Here is a 17,160-nt window from a genome sequence, read left to right as displayed (position 1 = left end):
TCAATGACATTTGCGATACGCCATCGCGCCACAATTCGGCACAACAAACTGAACTGATGGGAGGATACTGCGTGAAGATTGGTGCTAACTACTTGGGTAACGGAGAGTGTGAGTTTACAGTTTGGTCTCCGCTACTAGATAGCGTCACTGTAAAAATTATGACGCCAGAACAGCAGTTAATTCCGCTCAAGCCTCAGTCTGAGGGATACTGGCAGATAAAAGTCAACGATGTGTATCCAGGCACGCTTTATCAGTATGTCTTGAATGGCCAAGATACCTTTGCTGATCCGGCGTCGCAGTATCAACCTGAAGGGGTACATGGGCCGTCTCAAATTGTTGATCAACACTTTGAGTGGACTGATGAAGGATGGACTGGCGTTCCTGTGGAGTCGCTGATTTTTTATGAACTCCACGTTGGCACATTCACGCCTGAAGGAAATTTCACCGCCATTATTCCCCGCTTACCGGAACTGAGGGAATTGGGAATTAACGCCATTGAAATCATGCCCATCTCCCAGTTTCCGGGAGACACCCATGTTGAAGCTTCTTTGACATATCGCAACTGGGGCTATGATGGCGTTTACCCTTTTACTGTCCAAAATTCCTACGGTAGCCCAGCTGAACTTAAGCAACTGGTAAATGCTTGCCACCAACACGATATCGCCGTAGTGCTGGATGTGGTGTATAACCACTTTGGCCCAGAAGGTAATTATATGGCGCAGTTCGCGCCCTACTTTACTAAAACCTATAAAACGCCGTGGGGCGATGCGCTGAATTTTGACGATGCCCATAGTCAGGGTGTGCGAAACTATTTTATTCAAAATGCGCTTTACTGGTTGGGTGAGTTTCACATTGATGCATTGCGGCTGGATGCCACTCAAGCAATTTATGACTTGGGAGCCAAGCACTTTTTATGGGAACTGGCAGAAGCTGTTCATCATTTTTCACAACAAGGGCAAAAATGGAAACGCCATTTAATTGCCGAAAGTGATATGAATAATCCGCAAATAATTCGTCCGGTGGAATTAGGTGGATATGGACTTGATGCTCAGTGGAGTGATGATTTCCACCATGCATTACACGCACTTTTAACAGGCGATCGCCAAGGATATTATCAAGATTTTGGGCAAACTGCTCAGTTGGCGAAAGCTTATGAAGATACTTTTATCTACGATTGGAAATACGCACCACACCGTAAGCGATTTCATGGCGTATCTTGCCGCGATCGCCCTTTATCACAATTTTCTGTCTGCATTCAGAATCACGATCAAATCGGCAATCAAATGAAAGGAGAACGCCTTACCCAGCGGATCTCTTTTGAAGGATTAAAGTTAGCCGCCGGCGCTGTGCTGCTGTCGCCCAACTTACCCCTGTTGTTCATGGGAGAGGAATACGGAGAAACAGCACCCTTCATTTACTTTGTCAGTCACTCCGATCCTGATTTAATTCAATTAGTTCGAGCTGGACGTAAACAAGAATTTGAAGCATTTCACTACGCAGATGATCCCCCAGATCCGGAATCGGCAGAAACTTTCCTAAAGTCTAAACTCAATTGGCAATTACGCAATGAAGGTAAGCACAAAGTTCTGTGGAATTGGTATCGCCACTTAATTAATTTACGCAAGACGCATCCAGCCCTTTTGAATCAAGACCGCAATTTCATCCAAGCGACTAGCAATAAAGAGAAGGAGTTGGTCATCGTGCGTCGTTGGTGCGAATCAACTGAACTAATATTTGTGATGAATTTCAATTCGTCGGCAGTGACAGTGGCTCTGCCATTTGAGCAAAATGCTCATAAGCTATTAGACTCAGCAGATACCTCATGGTCTGGGACTGGTTCTGAAGCCGCTGAACATCTGTCTGTGGGACAAGAAGTGAGAATAAAAGCTACTAGTATAGTCCTGTATGAAAGGGAATGAGGGGGAGAGTTAGAACTTAAAGTTTCAGCCTCATAACCTCAAGTTTCGAGCTAAAAGGCTCAACGTTCGAGCTAAAAGGCTCAACGTTCAAGCTAAAAGGCTCAACGTTCGAGCTAAAAGGCTCAACGTTCAAGCTAAAAGGCTCAACGTTCAAGCTAAAAGGCTCAACGTTCAAGCTAAAAGGCTCAACGTTCAAGCTAAAAGGCTCAACGTTCGAGCTAAAAGGCTCAACGTTCAAGCTAAAAGGCTCAACGTTCGAGCTAAAAGGCTCAACATTCGAGCTAAAAGGCTCAAACTCCCCCAGCTCTCAATAGGTTTCAGATCAGATCCCCCCGCCTGCGGCGACCCCCTTAAAAAGGGGGTAAAGATCAGAAAAAAAAAGCCCCCCTTTTTAAGGGGGGTTGGGGGGATCTTCGAGAGACAAACATGTTAACCGAACTGTATCGCCCCACCTCCCATTAGAAACAACAAACTTATGCGAATTCCCACCGCAACTTATCGAATTCAGTTTACACCTGAGTTTGGCTTTGACAACGCTAAAGCGATCGCAGCTTATTTGGCAGATTTAGGTATTTCCGATTTATATGCCTCCCCCATTTTCAAGGCACGATCTGGGAGTACGCACGGCTACGATATAGTAGATGCCAATCAACTTAATCCAGAACTAGGAACTAATGAGTCCTTTGATACATTAGTTGGCGAAGTCCAATCCCTTGGTATGGGCTGGTTACAAGATATTGTGCCAAACCACATGGCCTATACCAGCGAAAACCCTTACTTGATGGATATCTTGGAACACGGCCCAGATTCCAGCTATACCGACTACTTCGACCTTTCTTGGAATGCTCCCTTTGGCGATCGCCAAGAGGGAATCCTAGCGCCGCTATTGGGAGACTTCTACGGTGTATCCTTGGAAAATGGAGATATTCAACTACAATATGAACAAAACGGTTTAAGTGTAAACTATTACAGCTTGAAACTGCCGTTGCGGTTAGATTCTTACACAAAAGTTATCACTCAGAATCTGGGTAAACTCACGCGCACACTGGGACGCAATCACCCCGATTTTATTAAGCTATTGGGTATTCTCTACATTCTCAAAAATGTCCCCTCAGAGGTTGCGGGAAAACAGCGACAAGACCAAATCGCATTTATTAAAGGATTGGTTTGGGAACTCTACACCACAAACGATGCTATCCGCGAGTTCATCGACGAAAATATCCAAACTTTCAACGGAGAACCAGGCAATTCAGAAAGCTTTAACCTGCTAGATGATTTACTGAATGACCAATTTTACCGTCTCGCCTTCTGGAAGGTTGGGGCGGAAGAAATGAACTACCGCCGTTTCTTTACTGTCAATGAACTGATTTCCGTTAAAGTCGAAGAACTGCGAGTTTTTAATAATACCCACAGCCTAATTCAAAAGCTGGTTGAAGAAGGGATATTTACAGGTTTACGCATTGATCATATTGATGGACTTTATAACCCAATCCAATATCTAGAAAGGCTACGCGAAAAGACGGGTGATGTTTACATCACGGTCGAGAAGATTTTAGAACTCACGGAAGATTTGCCAGAAAATTGGGGAATTGAAGGTACATCTGGATATGACTTTTTGAACTATGTAAATGGTGTATTTTGTCAAACGGAAAATAAATCGCAGTTCGATAAAATATACCAGAACTTTATCGGCTCAAGAGTAGATTATGCATCGGTGGTGAAGGATAAAAAGCACCTGATACTGGAAAAGAATTTAGCAGGTGATATTGACAATCTGGCTGTTTTATTAAAAAATATTTCTAGCAAATATCGTTATGGCAATGATTTCACACTGAATGGATTAAAAAGAGCGATCGCTGAAGTTTTGACACTGTTCCCGATTTACCGCACCTATATTACACCCGATGGAATTGGAGATAGCGATCGCGCTACTATTCAAGAAGTAATTCGCCAAGCCAAAAAAGAAACGCCCCTGTTGCATCATGAATTGACCTTTATTGAAAAGTTAATGCTGCTAGAGTTTGATAATTCTCTGACTCAAACAGAACGCGAACAGTGGATATATTTTGTCTTGCGAATGCAGCAATACAGCGGCCCGCTAATGGCGAAAGGCGTAGAAGACACCACATTATATGTTTACAATCGGTTGCTGTCGCTGAATGAAGTAGGAGGTAATCCTGGTCATTTTGGGATTCCAGTAACCAAATTTCATGCCTTTAATCAACAACACCAAGCAACCTGGCCGCACACCATGAACACCACAGCCACCCACGACACCAAACGCGGCGAAGATGTGCGGGCCAGGTTGAATGTCCTCTCAGAAATCCCCGATCAGTGGGAGCAGCAGGTAAATACCTGGAGCGCGATGAATCAAGGACATCGTAGCAATCGCCACGAGTTAGCTATGCCTGATCGCAACGATGAGTATTTTATCTATCAAACCCTGGTGGGAGCGTTTCCCTTTGAGGAACATGAACATGCATCCTTCGTAGAACGGGTGAAAGACTATATAATAAAGGCAATTAGAGAAGCGAAAGTCCATACAGCTTGGTTACGACCTGATAGCGAGTATGAAGAAGCTTGTACCTCCTTTATTGACAAGGTACTCGACTCTTCCATCTCCAGGGAATTTCTAGAAGCCTTTCGTCCCTTTCAACAGCGGATTGCAGACTATGGTATTTTCAATTCCCTTTCCCAAACTCTACTGAAAATTACTGTGCCAGGTGTACCCGACTTTTACCAGGGAACAGAACTTTGGGAACTAAGCCTAGTCGATCCAGACAATCGCCGTCCCGTGGATTTTGAACAGCGACGTACTTACTTAAGCGCCATCCGCGAACAGGTAAAAACAGATATTCTCGGACTAATTCAGGAGTTACTAAGCCAAAAAACAGACGGCAGAATCAAACTGTTTTTAACGGCTCAATTACTCCAAGCCAGAACAAACTATGTCTCATTATTCCAGGACGGCGATTATTTACCGTTAGAAGTTCAGGGAACCTACGCCAATCACATTATCGCCTTTGCGCGGCGGGAGGGGAATCAAACAGCGATCGCAATCGCGCCTCGCTTTTTAACTAGCCTCATCCAGCCTGGAGATAATCCCTTAGGCGAGTCGGTATGGCAAGATACGCACCTGCAATTACCCGATGGAACTTCCTTCTCTGGGAAAAACGTCCTGACTCAGCAATCCTTACAGGCTCAAGAAACATTATCGATCGCAGCAGCCCTCGCCCATTTTCCAGTTGCGCTGTTAGTCAGTGATTAAGGGGTATTGGGCAAAAGAGGCAGAGGGGAAAAGTGTAGAGGGCAGAGGAGAAAACTCTTCTGCCTTGCTCCCTTGCTCCCTGGTTTAGCCGTGTCAAGGTGACATGTAGATTGAAATAAGAAGCAAGGGAGCAGGGGGGATAATTCAGATGGGGATTCGACCCTACCTGAACAAGAGCCACGCTTGGTTGTTGTGGGGGATTAAAACCCATGTTCCGCAACGCTTGTCAGATCTTGGATGGAGTCATTTCTCCCTGCTCCCTGCCTCTTCGTTGAATTTCATATTTGTTCAACTCAAATCTTCACTTGTTCTTTTAGAATTCTGGAAGTTCCAAGTACTGATCTCGAAGTTCCGAGTTCTAAGCTAGTAATGAAATAGAAGTTGCAGTCTTAGCCAGACTCACTTTGACAGCGCTACTCCCTATTCGTAGTCCTTAGTCTCTATTCCCCAGCCCCCATTTTGAATTTTGAGATGAATTATGACCACTCCAGCTTACACCGATACTCCACCATCACTTACCACGGCGCAGATTGATGCTGTGCGATCGCATATCAAAAAAACCTGGAAAACCTTAACGCGATCTCACGAACATTTATTGCAATCTGCAAAGGATACCAAGCTAGACCACAATACACACGCTCCTTGGATTGTCTACATTTCACCTTTAGAAGATTGTCCCAATATTCAGAGTGTGTTGGAGCGATCGCTATCTCCCAAGGATATGCAACAGCTGGAAATTCGCACTTTGCCACCTGAAGTCGAGGCGATTAAAGAGCATGGGTTACTATACCTACCAGGGCCTTATGTGGTACCAGGTGGTCGCTTTAATGAAATGTATGGCTGGGACAGCTACTTTATATTACTGGGACTTTTGCACGATGGAGAATTGGAGCTAGCGCAAAGCCAAGTAGACCAACTGCTGTACCAGGTGCAGAATTACGGGATCATCCTCAATTCCAACCGGACTTACATGCTGTCGCGATCGCAGCCTCCTGTTCTCAGCATGATGGTTTTGGCATTATTCCAGCACACCCAGGATGAAGAGTGGTTAAAGTCAATTGTACCGCTGCTAGAGCAATTTTACTATTACTGGGTAGTACCGCCTCACCTAAATTCCGCAACAGGCTTATCTAGATTTTATGCTCTTGGGGAAGGCCCCGCGCCAGAAGTTTTGTTCTCCGAGCGGGATGAGCAAGGAAAAAGCCACTACGATCGCGTCAAGGAGTACTATAAAACTTTTGAAGTTGAGGATTATGACGTTAGTCTTTATTACAACCAGGAAACTGACGAACTGACCAACCTATTTTACAAAGGCGATCGCACCATGCGCGAGTCTGGTTTTGATATCACCAACCGATTTGGCCCTTTCAGTGCTGATATCCTCCACTACGCTCCTGTGTGCCTCAACAGTTTGCTGTATCAGGTTGAACGAGACATGGCGCAAATTAAGCATATTCTGGGGAACGAACAATTGGAACAAAAATGGAGCAATCGCGCAGATATCCGCCGCGATCGCATCGATCAGTTTCTCTGGGATGAAGAACAGGGACTTTATCTGGATTATCACTTCCAGAGTGGAAAACGCCGCCGCTACGAATTTGCTACCACCTTCTATCCCCTGTGGCTGGGAATTGCTTCTCCAACCCAAGCTAAACGTGTTGTGGAAAATCTCTCTTTGTTTGAAGCCCCAGGAGGAATTCTTACTAGTACTCATGTCACCGGAAACCAGTGGGATGCACCCTTCGGTTGGGCACCACTGACATTAATTGCCGTTCAGGGACTTCACCGCTATGGGTATCATACAGAAGGCGATCGCATTGCCAACAAGTTCCTGGCTATGGTCATTAAGGAATTTGGGCGTTACAACACCCTAGTCGAGAAATACGATGTTGAACGCTGTTCTGCTAACGTTTCCGACGAAATCTGCTTTGGATATAGTTCTAACGAAGTTGGCTTCGGCTGGACAAATGGAGTTATTCTGGAACTTTTAGCAGGCTGGGGGAAAAAAGTTTAAATAAAAAGGCGTGAGTTTTTTCATCACGCCTTCATCTTAAATAACGCATCCGACAATGAAAGCATTACTTCATAGCTGGCTTGTACCAAATCATCAGGAATAATCACAATGGTTCAATCAGCCCCAAAAGTTCTAACCGTTGATGAATTTATTAGCCATTACGGTGAGTGTGATCGCTATGAATTAATTGATGGTGAATTAATTGAGATGGAACCAACCGGGCCACACGAGCAAGTATCTGCGTTGATTGGACGAAAACTGAATGTAGAAATTGACCGTCAGGAACTGAGCTACTTTATCCCCCATCGCTGTCTAATCAAACTATTAGGAACAGAAACAGCTTTTCGTCCCGATGTGATTGTGTTAGACCAAACTCAATTGATTAATGAACCATTGTGGCAGCAAGAACCTGTAATTACATCAGGAAACTCAATCAAACTGATTGCTGAAGTTGTCAGCACAAACTGGCAAAACGATTACGCCCGCAAAGCTGAAGATTACGCCTTGTTGGGAGTTCATGAATATTGGATTGTTGACTATCTGGGCATTGGTGGCAGAGAATATATTGGCAAACCTAAACAGCCAACGATAACAATTTGTACTCTAATAGAGGATGAGTATCAAAAACAGTTGTTTCAAAACAACGATCAACTTATTTCCTCAATCTTTCCCAACTTGCAACTAACAGCACAACAAGTTTTTACGGCTGGGCGATCAGTCATTCAGTGAAATGAAATAAGATGCGGTCAGATTTTATAATATAACGATACGGATGACACCACAAGACGCACGACAATACGCACCAGCAACTCAGCGCAATAGCAAACCAATTATAGAAGTACTTTTACAAGTGTTGCCAGAGAGTGGCACGATATTGGAAATAGCAAGTGGTACTGGCGAACATGCAGTATTTTTTGCCCCCAAGCTCAGTCCTCGTTCGTGGCTGCCAACAGATGCAAATCCCCAGTTACGAGCCAGCATTACTGCATGGGCTGAACACTTTGGCTGTTATAATCTTTATCCACCGCTTGAGCTTGATGTCAGAGAACCAGTTTGGGCAGTCGAGAATCCTGCATTTGATTGGCTTAATAGGGAGCCAATTGTTGCTATTGTCAACATCAATATGATTCACATTTCATCGTGGTCAGCCTGTCTAGGACTAATGGCAGGGGCAGGTCGGATCTTACCAGCAGGAGGTATCCTCTATTTATATGGGCCTTTTAAACAAGGTGGAGAACATACAGCAGCGAGTAATGCAGCTTTTGACAAATCTTTACGCGCCCAAAACCCACAGTGGGGTGTACGTAACTTGGATGATGTTGTAGCAGTAGCTAGCACCCAAAATCTTACCTTGAAACAGACTTACCAAATGCCAGCAAATAATCTTTCAGTAGTGTTTGAACGTTCTGCTAATGAATAATTCCTAGAGAGCCAGTCCACTAATATATGTTGACAAAAATGAAGCAAGTGGCGTCATAGGCTTTGATTTTCGCTCCCCTTCCCTACAAGGGAAGGGGTTGGGGGTTAGGTTTGAGATAAAATTGATGGCGTTAAGTAACTATTCACGCCATCAATTTTATCTTGACAGATGTTAGTCCGCCGTTGAAATACTCAAAGCCTGTATTTGGTTTCAACTGTGGAAACGCTTAATTGTAGCAGTGTACATAATCAATAACTGCCAGAGAAGTTATCGACGGTTTTGAGTACGAATAAGTGATACTACAGGTTTTTCTTGACGAATAAGCCTCAAGAAGTAAATCAGTAATTTCTTTGTACGAAGCATTATCCTTCCACAAACATACCCAACCATTAACAGTTGGTGATGTAGGGTTCATTTGAAGACATACACCCCTTTGTTCGATCGGATTACCTGAATTTAGATTACCTGAATTTATATGATAATCTACAATTGTACCAGTTACATCGTCAGCCAAAGCTGATGTATTACCCAGCATAATTAAAGCACAAGGTAAACCCAAATACTTGAAAAGTTTCCCATTCATAAATTTTCAGTCCTTTGCTATGTGATTAAATGTCTCGAATAGACAAAACAAACGTGTAATCGTAGACGCAAGTAGTCTTAATTACCCAAATCAAGCCAGATGAAAGGATGTCTGAAAAATAAAAAATGCATTCTGCCAAACTACTAAATTAGTCTGAGAGAGTTGCTAAAACCTTTACTTTTTCAGATTAAAATCCCGATAAAAAACAAGTAAATATTATCAGAGGATGTTTTAAAAGTATTGGGGTATTGGGCAAATATAATTCGCTACTACACAACACAAGTCCACAGAGGTGGACTAATGCAAAATCAAGAGTTTGTTAATCTGCAAAGACAGGTTTTGTCTGTCCAGCCGCGACTAAAAGTTGCCCTCGCGAGTAATAAATTAAACTTTCAAAACTTCCTCTGAAGTTCATAACGAGCTTATATTAATCTTTTGTCGCTGATAAGTCAAGTTAGTAAAACTCGTAAAATTTTATGACTCACGCCCTGTACAAATTTATTATCTTGTGCATCAACTAAAATACGTCGTTTCAGGCTTCTATTAATCATTCTTTAATAAATAGCAATCGCCTAAAAAGTGTCAAAAAATCAGGGTTTAATGCTTGAAATCCATACACACATTTAGTTTTTCCTATCAATGCGTAAGTCCTAAATTTATATTTTTGGCATAAGTTATAGCAATCCTAAATTATTAGTGAAAAAGGAGATCCCCGACTTTTCTAATAAGTCGGGGATCGGAGTCTTGCGATTTTCACAAATCAAATAGGATTGCTATATAACGCTTTTTTTTACCATGAATAGAAAATATTAAAAACCTTGTTTATGCGGCTTTGAAAAAGATTGAAGGTCAGCATCTTAATTTTTATCTTTTCAGAGATATAAAACACCGATAAATAAGTAGTGCGGGCACCTTGCCCGCTACTATCAGCAGAGATTTTTATATTCAGCACCTAATTATTATCATCTTTACGCTTATCGTAAGGTTCACCTGTAAAAGGTTGTACGCCTGTAGCAGGATAAGCGTCATCATTAGTCCCAAAAATCCGCATTGCAGCTTCAGAAATATACTTGGTTATGTTCGCAATGATGTTGGAAATAGCCATGATATTTGACTCCTTATTTTCGAGTCGCTATATAAGTGATACCTATTACTTTAATGTTGATATTCTTCGGTGGCTCATATTCTCAATATATTGAGATTATATGCAATGTTTATTCAGATAACTTCGCAATACTTTAGCTTGTCAAAAAGCCAAACTTTTCTCATTAATTCTAATTGTAACTTAGCTATTTTTTCAACCCCAGTCTGGGAAAGAGGCTCGTAAACAAACTTGCCTTACAGGATATTATTTCTTTTCATTAGCCGCCTTGTCCGATTAACATTATTACTATTATTACTATTAAAAAATATTAATTATTTTATGAAGTTAGTATTAATTTGCCTCGGAATCTACTGTTATACGGCAATATCTAAAATATACTTGCCGGGAGTTGACATTATTTATGGTAAATATTACTATAAGTAAAAGAAGCATTCTTGTAAGGAAGGTCTTGCATGACAACTTTGCCAGATTTGGACTATGTACATAAACAGCAAAGCCAGCAGAACCAGGAACTAAACCTCTCTGGGGATGACTACAGCTTACTGACCGACCTTTACCAGTTGACGATGGCAGTTTGTTACACAGGCGAAGGAATAGAACAACGACGGGCAAGCTTTGAATTGTCTGTCAGGCGATTGCCAGAGGGTTTTGGTTATTTAATTGCAATGGGGCTAACGCAAGCATTGGAATATTTGGCCAAAATCCGCTTTAGTCCTTCGCAAATTGCGGCATTACAGGCAACGGAAATTTTTGCTCAAGCAGGCGATCGCTTTTGGTCACTTTTAGCTGAGGGAAAGTTTACGGGTGATGTTTGGGCAGTGCCGGAAGGGACAGCCGTCTTTGCCAATCAGCCACTGTTGCGGGTGGAAGCACCCCTTTGGCAAGCGCAACTAGTGGAAACTTACCTGCTGAATACGATTAATTACCAGACTTTGATTGCCACAAAAGCAGCACGGTTGCGGGATGTAGCGGGGGAGTCAGCAACACTTTTAGAATTTGGTACAAGACGAGCATTTAGTCCCCAGGCTTCTTTGTGGGCGGCGCGGGCGGCGTTGGCAGGTGGGTTAGATTCCACTTCCAATGTGTTAGCAGCGCTACAACTAGGACAAAAGCCAAGTGGTACGATGGCACACGCCTTAGTGATGGCGTTGTCAGCAATAGAAGGCACTGAAGAACAAGCTTTTAGTGCATTTCATCGATATTTTCCGGGTGCGCCATTGTTGATTGATACTTACGATACAGTTGCTGCTGCCCAGCGCTTGGCCGAAAAAGTAAATTCCGGGGAAATGCAATTAACAGGAGTGAGATTGGACTCAGGAGATTTAGTTATCTTGTCAAAACAGGTGCGATCGCTCCTTCCCGGTGTGCCAATTTTTGCCAGTGGCGATTTGGACGAGTGGGAAATTGCCAGGTTAAAAACTGCTGGGGCCCAAATTGATGGTTACGGACTGGGAACGCGACTAGTTACAGGTTCGCCTGTAAATGGAGTTTATAAACTTGTAGACATTGATGGTATCCCAGTGATGAAGCAGTCGAGTGGTAAGGTTACTTATCCAGGGCGCAAGCAGATTTTTCGCTCCTTTACGGGAGGTAAGGTAAAAGCAGACAGGCTGGGACTCTTAGGTGAAAGTTCTGTGGAAGAAGAACCTTTGTTGCAGTTGGTAGTACAGGAGGGTGAACGGGTGCAACCACTAGAGTCTTTGGCAACAATTCGTCAGCGTACCGCCGCCTCAGTTGCTAGTTTGCCAGAACAGACACGGCGTTTGGATCATCCTGTGGCGGTGGAGGTGGAAATTTCTGAGGGGTTACGGGTGTTGACTGAAGAAACTAAGAAACGTAGACGCACCAGCGGCTTGCCGCAGGCTACCGCAAAGGACGCATACTCCTACGGAGAAGCAAGCTACGCGCAGCGTCTGTCTGCGACACGCTGCGCGAACGTAGAGAAGGACGCAAAGTAAGATGATGAGAATTGCTTTGTTTGGTACTAGTGCCGATCCACCAACTGCTGGACATGAAGAAATTCTGAGTTGGTTATCTGAGCGTTATGATTGGGTAGCGGTTTGGGCAGCGGATAATCCATTTAAGTCCCATCAAACACCCTTAGAGCATCGGGCGGCAATGCTGCAACTGTTGATTGCGGATATAAACGCGCCACGGCATAATATTGCTTTGGAACAAGAATTGAGTAGCTTCAGAACACTGGAAACAGTAGAAAAAGCGAAACTTACTTGGGGTGAAGAGGCTGAATTGACGTTGATCATTGGTTCAGATTTACTCAGTCAGCTACCACGTTGGTATCGCGTTGAAGATTTGTTACAGGAAGTGCAACTACTGATCGTGCCGCGACCGGGATATGGAATAGATGAGTCTAGTTCAGAGGTAGTCCAAAAGCTGGGAGGGAAGATTGCGATCGCAAGTCTGACCGGTCTAGATGTTTCCTCAACAGCGTACCGCGAACATGGAAATCCCCAAGCCCTCACAGCCCCTGTAGTTGCCTATATTAATCGAGAGCATTTGTACAAATGCCAGGACGTTCCCAAAAAAAGATACCAACTCCGCTAAACCAACAACCTTTGGCCGATTTCAAGGTTGGTGTTGATAATGTAATTTTTTCTGTAGATACTGTACAAAATCGGCTGTTAGTTCTTCTAGTAATGCGACAGCAAGAACCATTTCTAAATCATTGGAGTCTTCCCGGTACTTTGGTGCGTCGAGGAGAGTCTTTAGAAGATGCCGCCTATCGCATTATGGCAGAGAAAATTAAGGTCAACAATCTCTACTTAGAACAACTTTATACATTTGGAGGGCCGAATCGCGACCCACGCGAAGCAACCGATAGTTATGGTGTGCGTTATCTATCAGTTAGTTACTTTGCCCTAGTGCGATTTGAGGAAGCCGAATTAATTGCCGATCGCATGACTGGCATAGCTTGGTATCCGATAAAACAAGTGCCGCAATTAGCTTTTGACCATAATGAAATTCTGACCTATGGGCACAGGCGATTGCGAAATAAATTAGAGTATAGCCCGGTGGCTTTTGAAGTCTTGCCAGAAATGTTCACCTTGAATGATTTATATCAGTTATACGCCACAGTTTTAGGTGACAACTTTTCCGATTATTCTAATTTTCGGGCGCGTCTACTCAAGTTAGGTTTTTTATGCGATACCGGAATTAAGGTATCACGGGGTGCTGGTCGTCCGGCTAGTTTGTATAAGTTTGACGCTGAAGCTTTTGCTCCCTTAAAAGATAAACCTTTAGTGTTTATTTAGCTAATCACTTTGCAGAGTCGAAAATCCTGAGTAACTTATTTTGACTCTTGATCAATGACCAATGACCAATGACTAATGACTAATACAATGAAGATTGCGATCGCTCAAATTAATCCGACAATTGGTGATTTGCTTTTGAATGCCCAAAAAATCCTGGAGGCGGCACAACGCGCTGCATCTAGCGGTGTGCGTTTGTTGTTGACACCAGAACTTTCTTTGTGTGGCTATCCACCAAGGGATTTATTACTAAATCCTAGTTTTGTGGAAGCGATGGGCATCACTTTGCAAAACTTGGCCCAGGATTTACCACCAAATTTAGCTGTATTGGTAGGAACTGTTGAACAGAACCTGAAAGCGTCTATTACTGGCGGTAAAACTTTATTTAACAGTATGGCTTTGTTAGAGAATGGTAAGGTAAAACAAGTTTTTCACAAGCGACTTTTGCCTACTTACGATGTATTTGACGAACGTCGCTATTTTGAACCAGGATTACAAGCTAATTATTTCACTCTTGATAATATTCATATTGGCGTAACTATTTGCGAAGATTTATGGAACGATGAGGAATTTTGGGGCAAACGTAGTTATGCAGTGAATCCGATTGCTGACTTGGCAATTCTGGGTGTAGATTTGATTGTAAATTTGTCTGCTTCCCCCTACAGTGTCAGCAAGCAGCAGTTTCGTGAAACCATTCTCAGGCATAGTGCAGTACGTTTTCAACAACCAATTATTTATGCTAATCAAGTTGGGGGAAATGATGACCTAATTTTTGATGGGCGTAGTTTTGCCTTGAATCGTCAAGGTAAAATTATCTGTCGTGCCCGTGGTTTTGACACCGATTTAGTAGTAGTCGAATTTGATGAGGCGCAACGGGATTTGCAGTTGGGTTCTGTAGCACCTGCATATGAATCGGAAGATGAAGAAATTTGGCAAGCTTTGGTTTTGGGAGTCCGAGATTATGCCCGCAAGTGTCGCTTTTCTAAAGTAGTGTTGGGTTTAAGCGGCGGGATTGATTCTGCAATAGTAGCTGCGATCGCCACTGCTGCACTTGGTAAAGAAAATGTTCTCGGTGTTCTCATGCCTTCCCCTTATAGTTCTGAGCATTCCATCAGTGATGCTGTGGCATTAGCCGAAAATTTGGGGATTAAGACTAACCTTTTGCCAATTGGGGAGTTAATGCAAGGCTTTGATCAAACTTTAGGTGATTTGTTTGCAGATACCGAGTTTGGACTGGCTGAGGAGAATATACAATCCCGAATTCGGGGTAATTTATTAATGGCGATCGCTAACAAATTTGGCTATCTTCTCCTATCTACCGGTAACAAGTCAGAAATGGCAGTCGGTTACTGTACTCTCTACGGCGATATGAATGGCGGGTTAGCAGTAATTGCAGATGTTCCTAAAACCCGTGTATATTCACTTTGCCAATGGTTAAATCGCGATGTCTACGACGGGCTACGCCTACGCGAAATCATCCCGCAAAATGTCTTGACTAAAGCACCCAGCGCCGAACTCAAACCAGGTCAAGTTGATCAAGACTCTCTACCGCCTTACGAAATTTTGGACGATATTTTGCAACGCCTGATTCATAATCACCAATCAGCAGCGCAAATTGTTGTAGCCGGTCACGATCCGGTGATTGTAAACCGAGTAATCCAAATGGTGGCGCGGGCTGAATTTAAACGGCGACAAGCACCCCCCGGTTTAAAAATCACCGATCGCGCCTTTGGAACTGGTTGGCGAATGCCTATCGCTAGTAACTGGGTTGGTGTCAAAAACGCTTACCAAACTAAAGCCATTGCTACACCTACCTTAGTCTGTTGGGATGGACAAGATGTTTATCCGCAAATCAAGTAATAGTCTGTCAACTTGAAATTGATGGGTTGAGGTTAACAAAGACGCGAGGACACGGGGACAATTTACCTTAGCGCGTCATCGCATCTTCTCCACTTTCCGCGTCCCCCACTCTTTGCGTCTTTGCGTCCCCGTCACTTGATCGCCACCAGAAGTGTTGAATGTTCAGATTTGCTTCCTTTATTAAAACTTTTAACAAAGCTACTATGCCAATTTGGTCAGAAACTGCATTAGCATCCCATTTCCCATCGACTACATATTTGCCTTTGTTGTAGTGGTTAGTCGCTGACCACAAGTAAGGTGTGAGAACTTCTGGATGGTATTTTCTATAACCAATACCGTTGTATCTCTCTAGCTGCCAAAGCTGTGCTGGCAAACTCCAATCTTTGACTCGGTTGAATTCTTTCATTGTCAAAGCATCAATTGCGCTTTCTTCCCAAGTGTATCCCTCCTGCCAGCTCTTGATCGGGTCGGCTAGTGGTCTGCCAGATGGTTCGTTGACAGTGCGTTTTTTTAGCGAGTCGCCGTTGTGCAGATGCGTGGCAAAGTTCAGCGAAGATTCCATATTATGGATGACTGCAACAAAGTGCCAAGGCACATTAATTTTTTGCTGTAATGCTTCGTAATGACGCCGATTTGCATTGATTTTTGCAACTATATTTTGAGTAGTGCTGAGTTTATCTGGCCTAATTTCGCAGCTATCCCAAAGCCTTTGATATTCTGGTTTTAGTTCTTGCAGACTAAGTAGTATTGTATTTGCCATTTTTATTGAATACCCAAGAATAATTTTGATTTTCTAGTTATGGCAAAACAACTTTATTTATCTAGCATTTGTAAATTATTTACACAAATAATTAATGTTTTAACACAAAAATTTTTGAGATTTTATGCTTCAAAAACTAGTCTGAAGCTGATTTATGTCTTTTTGTGAAGTCAAGGCTAGCTACGTATAAATACTGAATTAGTTTTTAAGTGCTAAATTATATAATAGTAAAAATTTTGACAATAGTGAGAGTATTGTTTTAAACAATATCAATACTCAAAATGATGTTTATACTTAGAACCGAGAAAATGAAAGCAGGTGCATAATGAAACTACAAGATTTCTTGGGAAAAGATGAGAAATGGGGATTCGAGGCGATCGCACAAGATGCAGACTTGGCTCGTCAGATTCAGATACTGTTAATCGGCTTAGATTTGCTAGAACCTCCAGCCGATGGGAAATTTGGGCCGGTTTCTGTGATATCTCTCAAAAAATTTCAAGAATTAGCAAAGACTGGAGAAAGTGACTTTTTAGGAGCAGTCACAGCCAAGAAACTAATTGAAACCAAACCAGATGATCTTCCTAAACCCCCCTTAAAACTTGGTAATGACATTGCCAGCAGGATTGTGAAATACTTGCTATCTAAAGATTATCAGGTATTCACCAATCTAAAAGAATACAACATTGTTTATGTAGAGGGTATAAATGGAAACTGGAGTTTAAATAGTGATACACCCAATCAATTTAATGATCGGCGGATTGTCATTGAAGTAGTAAATGGTGTTCCCAAAATCGTAGATCACTGGGAAGCTACTACAGAACCAGGGAAGTACTACACTTATAATCCAATGAATCCTAAAGGAGCAGCTAGGATTCAGTTTGGACAATACGTGCGATTCGTTGATTAGTAAATCACGGTAACCAGTCCGTAAATAGCTAATCCAGCCCGACAGCAGATTACTGTCA

12 protein-coding genes and 2 pseudogenes are annotated in these 17,160 nt (G+C 42.9%); 11 read left to right on the top strand and 3 right to left on the bottom strand.

Translation table 11 applies throughout. The features are described from left to right. Nucleotides 1–56 precede the first annotated feature (56 nt). The 6 genes and pseudogenes from treZ to V7K85_RS00200 all read left to right on the top strand — a co-directional run bounded on the left by treZ (nt 57) and on the right by V7K85_RS00200 (nt 8,621). The gene (gene treZ, locus V7K85_RS00220; RefSeq protein ID WP_442940526.1) at nt 57–1,919 is read left to right on the top strand and encodes a malto-oligosyltrehalose trehalohydrolase; all 1,863 of its coding nucleotides are present in this window, start codon (nt 57–59) and stop codon (nt 1,917–1,919) included. A gap of 70 nt (nt 1,920–1,989) precedes the next feature. Further along, nucleotides 1,990–2,352 (top strand): annotated as a pseudogene (locus V7K85_RS36315) (DUF3540 domain-containing protein); the annotation flags it as partial. A gap of 42 nt (nt 2,353–2,394) precedes the next feature. Further along, nucleotides 2,395–5,187 carry a malto-oligosyltrehalose synthase gene (gene treY, locus V7K85_RS00215; protein ID WP_334810654.1) on the top strand — a complete coding sequence of 931 codons (2,793 nt, stop codon included), beginning with the start codon at nt 2,395–2,397 and terminating at the stop codon, nt 5,185–5,187. 478 nt (nt 5,188–5,665) lie between these two features. Next, nucleotides 5,666–7,201: a trehalase family glycosidase gene (locus V7K85_RS00210; RefSeq protein ID WP_334810653.1), complete on the top strand. Its 1,536-nt coding sequence runs from the start codon at nt 5,666–5,668 to the stop codon at nt 7,199–7,201. A gap of 108 nt (nt 7,202–7,309) precedes the next feature. After that, complete coding sequence (locus V7K85_RS00205; RefSeq protein ID WP_334810652.1) at nt 7,310–7,930, top strand: Uma2 family endonuclease; 621 nt, start codon at nt 7,310–7,312, stop codon at nt 7,928–7,930. A gap of 43 nt (nt 7,931–7,973) precedes the next feature. Then, the gene (locus tag V7K85_RS00200; protein ID WP_334810651.1) at nt 7,974–8,621 is read left to right on the top strand and encodes a DUF938 domain-containing protein; all 648 of its coding nucleotides are present in this window, start codon (nt 7,974–7,976) and stop codon (nt 8,619–8,621) included. Nucleotides 8,622–8,847: 226 nt separating this feature from the next. Here the strand turns inward: V7K85_RS00200 and V7K85_RS00195 are convergent, their stop codons facing one another. Together V7K85_RS00195 and V7K85_RS00190 are read right to left on the bottom strand one after the other, a co-directional pair. Continuing rightward, nucleotides 8,848–9,204: a hypothetical protein gene (locus V7K85_RS00195; protein WP_334810650.1), complete on the bottom strand. Its 357-nt coding sequence runs from the start codon at nt 9,202–9,204 to the stop codon at nt 8,848–8,850. A 952-nt stretch (nt 9,205–10,156) separates the two neighbouring features. Beyond that, complete coding sequence (locus V7K85_RS00190; RefSeq protein ID WP_334810649.1) at nt 10,157–10,309, bottom strand: hypothetical protein; 153 nt, start codon at nt 10,307–10,309, stop codon at nt 10,157–10,159. Nucleotides 10,310–10,761: 452 nt separating this feature from the next. On the opposite strand from V7K85_RS00190, the gene V7K85_RS00185 reads away from it, so the two are divergent. The 4 genes from V7K85_RS00185 to V7K85_RS00170 all read left to right on the top strand — a co-directional run bounded on the left by V7K85_RS00185 (nt 10,762) and on the right by V7K85_RS00170 (nt 15,435). After that, a complete protein-coding gene (locus V7K85_RS00185; protein ID WP_334810647.1) occupies nt 10,762–12,267 on the top strand; it encodes a nicotinate phosphoribosyltransferase in 1,506 nt (501 codons plus the stop codon). Nucleotides 12,268–12,271: 4 nt separating this feature from the next. Then, complete coding sequence (locus tag V7K85_RS00180; RefSeq protein WP_334810703.1) at nt 12,272–12,871, top strand: nicotinate-nucleotide adenylyltransferase; 600 nt, start codon at nt 12,272–12,274, stop codon at nt 12,869–12,871. Continuing rightward, the gene (locus V7K85_RS00175) at nt 12,832–13,578 is read left to right on the top strand and encodes an NUDIX hydrolase (RefSeq protein ID WP_334810646.1); all 747 of its coding nucleotides are present in this window, start codon (nt 12,832–12,834) and stop codon (nt 13,576–13,578) included. Before V7K85_RS00180 ends, V7K85_RS00175 begins: the two co-directional genes overlap by 40 nt. An 87-nt stretch (nt 13,579–13,665) precedes the next feature. Further along, on the top strand, nt 13,666–15,435 hold the full coding sequence (locus tag V7K85_RS00170; protein ID WP_334810702.1) for an NAD+ synthase: 1,770 nt from the start codon (nt 13,666–13,668) through the stop codon (nt 15,433–15,435). A gap of 67 nt (nt 15,436–15,502) precedes the next feature. Here V7K85_RS00170 and V7K85_RS00165 read toward each other — a convergent pair whose 3' ends face one another. After that, the gene (locus tag V7K85_RS00165; protein ID WP_334810645.1) at nt 15,503–16,195 is read right to left on the bottom strand and encodes a hypothetical protein; all 693 of its coding nucleotides are present in this window, start codon (nt 16,193–16,195) and stop codon (nt 15,503–15,505) included. A gap of 325 nt (nt 16,196–16,520) precedes the next feature. Between V7K85_RS00165 and V7K85_RS00160 the strand changes: the two are divergent. Next, nucleotides 16,521–17,084 (top strand): annotated as a pseudogene (locus tag V7K85_RS00160) (peptidoglycan-binding domain-containing protein); the annotation flags it as partial. Nucleotides 17,085–17,160 lie beyond the last annotated feature (76 nt).

Source organism: Nostoc sp. (genome assembly GCF_036917615.1).
GTDB lineage: Bacteria > Cyanobacteriota > Cyanobacteriia > Cyanobacteriales > Nostocaceae > Nostoc.
This window is presented reverse-complemented; position numbering and strand designations above follow the sequence as displayed.